Annotated in this window: 3 protein-coding genes; 2 read left to right on the top strand and 1 reads right to left on the bottom strand. The window is 70.0% G+C overall.

What is annotated here, in order from left to right:
* Window positions 1–21 precede the first annotated feature (21 nt).
* Together EIO58_RS15080 and EIO58_RS15075 are read left to right on the top strand one after the other, a co-directional pair.
* Window positions 22–951 (top strand): carbohydrate ABC transporter permease, encoded by a 930-nt coding sequence (locus EIO58_RS15080; RefSeq protein ID WP_127820205.1) that lies wholly within the window; start codon window positions 22–24, stop codon window positions 949–951.
* A 5-nt stretch (window positions 952–956) separates the two neighbouring features.
* Window positions 957–1,874 (top strand): carbohydrate ABC transporter permease, encoded by a 918-nt coding sequence (locus EIO58_RS15075; protein WP_127820204.1) that lies wholly within the window; start codon window positions 957–959, stop codon window positions 1,872–1,874.
* Here the strand turns inward: EIO58_RS15075 and EIO58_RS15070 are convergent.
* Entirely contained in the window at window positions 1,864–3,144 is a 1,281-nt protein-coding gene (locus tag EIO58_RS15070; protein ID WP_127820203.1) for a diacylglycerol/lipid kinase family protein, read from the bottom strand. The genes EIO58_RS15075 and EIO58_RS15070 overlap by 11 nt on opposite strands.
* Window positions 3,145–3,161 lie beyond the last annotated feature (17 nt).

The raw sequence follows: 3,161 nt of genomic DNA, 5'->3' as shown, positions 1-3,161 counted from the left end.
GCCGTCGAGACCGCCGACACGATCGAACGCGCGGCGGCCGCCGCGCCCCGCCGCCGGCCGGGCGTCCGTGGCTGGTTCCGCGGCGACGGGCCGCACACGATCGTCTTCCTCGTACCGCTGCTCTTCAGCTTCGTGCTGTTCTCGTGGAAGCCGATCGTGGATGCCGCGATCATGGCCTTTCAGCAGACGAACCTCATCGCGCCGCCGGAGTGGGTCGGGCTCGAGAACTTCGTCACAGTCCTCAACGACCCGCTGCTGGGAACCGCGGTGACGAACACGCTCTGGTTCGCCGTGCTCGCCCTGATCCTCGGCTACCCGATCCCTCTCGTCGTCGCCGTGCTGATGAGTGAGGTGCGCCGGGCGCGCGGCCTGTACAGCGCGCTCGCCTACCTGCCCGTCATCGTCCCGCCTGTCGTCGGCGCGCTGCTGTGGAGGTTTTTCTACGACGCATCGCCGAACGGGGTCTTCAACACGATCGTCGGCTGGTTCGGCGTCGGGCCGCTGCCATGGCTGCAGGACCCCTCCACCGCGATGCCCTCCATCGTGCTGTTCGCCACGTGGTCGGCGGCGGGCGGCACCGTCATCATCTACCTCGCCGCGCTCGTCGGCGTCGCGCCGGAGCTCTACGACGCGGCCGAGGTCGATGGCGCAGGCGTGTGGCGCAAGGTCTGGCACGTCACGATCCCCCAGTTGCGCGGCGTGCTCCTGGTCACCTTCATCCTGCAGATCATCGGCACGGCACAGGTCTTCCTCGAGCCGTTCCTGCTGACGGCCGGGGGTCCGGCCAACTCGACGATGACGGTGCTCATGCTCATCTACAAGTACGCGTTCCAGAACAGTCTGGGAGGCGACTATGGTGCCGCGACTGCTCTCAGCATCATGCTCGCGGTCGTCCTGGCGATCTTCTCGGCCGTGTACTTCCGCCTCACCAAGGGCTGGAGCACGTCGTGAGCGCGATGCGGGCGGCTCCCCCTCGGAACCGCGGGTCTGACGGCGACGCGGATCGCGGCATCCTTTCCGCGGCCGACTGGCGCCGCCGGCATGTGCGCGTCACGACGCGCGCGACTCACACGATCCTCCTGCTGTCGCTGATCATCGTGGGGCTCGGCCCGGTGCTGTGGCTCGCGAAGTCGGCCGTCACTCCGACGCAGGACACCCTGCGTCAGCCGCTCGCGCTGTGGCCCAACGGCATCGACGTGGCGAACCTCGCCGAGGCGTGGACCCGCGTCGAGATCGACAAGTACTTCTTCAACACGGTCGTGATCGCGCTCGGGGTGTGGCTCGTGCAGGTGCTGGTGGCGACCACGGCCGGCTATGCGCTGTCGGTGCTGCGACCGCGGTACGGCAAGGTCGTCGTGGGGCTCGTCCTTGCGACGCTGTTCGTGCCGAGCATCGTTCTTCTCGTACCGCTCTACCTCACGATCGTGCAGCCGCCCCTGCTCGGGCAGTCGCTCATCAACACGTTCTGGGCGGTGTGGCTGCCCGCCGGGGCGAACGCGTTCAACGTGCTGCTGGTGATGCGCTTCTTCGATTCGCTTCCGCGAGAGGTGTTCGAGGCCGCGCGCATGGACGGGGCCGGCCCGTATCGACTCTTCTGGTCGGTCGTGCTCCCGATGTCGCGGCCCATCATCGGCGTCGTCTCGGTGTTCGCGATCATCGCGGCCTGGAAGGACTTCCTGTGGCCGCTGCTCGTCCTCAAGGACCCGGCGATACAGCCGCTGTCGGTGCGGCTGCCTCAGCTGCAGCAGTTCATCGAGCTCGACGTGTTCCTCGCAGCGCTCGCCATCTCGACGGTGATCCCGATTGCGCTCTTTCTCGTCTTCCAGCGCATGTTCCTCAACAGCGCCGGCCTCGGGGGCGCTGTCAAGGGGTGACGGAGGATGCCGGGGCCCGGTCTCGCCGCTTCTTCTTGCGGCCGCCGTTGGCCGGGGGAGTGATGGAGTGCCCGCGGGGGATCGCGATGCGCAGCGCCGCGGGCTCGACGCGCACGGTCACGTGCACGGCCTCGCCGAACTCGTCGCCGTCGAGCTGCACCGGCCTCGGATCGCTCGTGCCGATGTCGATGCCCTGGCCGCGCGCGTAGCGCACGGCGCCGTCACGGGTGCGCAGCGACAGGATGCGCCGGCCGGTGCGGAAGCGCCGCAGCACGCTGTTGTCCCACGCGACGCGCCGCCACACCAGCAGCCACCCGAAGGGTCCCTTCGGCTGCACGATCACGATGTCGAGTTCGCCGTCCGACACCGATGCCTCGGGGATGAGCTCGAGCCCGGCCGGAAGCGAGCCGCAGTTGGCGAAGAGCACGCTCTGCACGCGGGTCGAGTGCAGGCGGTGGCCCGGCAGTTCGTACATGATGCGGAACGGCTGTGCGCTCGCGAGCGACCGCGCGGCGCCGTCGACGTACGCGACCCAGCCCATCGACTTCTTCAGCTGCGGGTTGGTGTTGGCGATCATGGCGGCGTCGAGGCCCATGCCGCCCATCACGACGAAGGCGTGCTCGTGGACCTCGCCGTCAGCGCGGCGCAGCCGCGCGAGCCCGACGTCGATCGCCTCGCGGTCGCCGTCGAAGGTCGCCCTGACCATGTCTTCCGGGCCGTCGAGCGGCAGCAGCAGGTTGCGGGCGAGAAGGTTGCCGGTGCCGCTCGGCACGATCGTGAGCGGCACGTCGCTGCCGGCCATCGCCTCCGACACCGCTCGGACGGTTCCGTCGCCCCCGGCGACGAGCACCGCGCTCACGCCCTCGCCGAGCGCCTGACGTGTGACGTCGTCGCCCAGGTCGTCGACGGTCGTCTCGTAGAAGAGCGGCTCCGACCAGCCCGCCTCGGCCGACAGGCGCGCCACCAGTTCGCGCAGGCCATCGGCCTCCACCTTGATCGGGTTGTACACGAGCGCGGCCTTGGGGCTCGGGCGGCCGGCATCCGTCAGCGGTTCGGTGCGTCCTGCCGCATCGACGCGGCGCGCCTCCCCGCCCTCGCCGTCGGCCGTGTCGGGTGGGACGTCCTCCGGTTCGCGGATCACCTGCCCGGGCGACGCGGCCTCCTCGGGGTCGGGCGCCCCCTTCGACGCCGGGTCCGTCGGGTTCTCGCCGTCGGGCGCACCCTTCGCCGCGGCATCCGGATCGCCCGTCTCGGCGGCCGCACGCGACAGATCGGCGTCGGACGGTG

Source organism: Microbacterium sp. CPCC 204701, from assembly GCF_004010105.1.
Taxonomy (GTDB): Bacteria; Actinomycetota; Actinomycetes; order Actinomycetales; family Microbacteriaceae; genus Microbacterium.
Note: the sequence above shows the minus strand (reverse complement) of the source record. Positions and strands in the feature narration are given on the sequence as shown.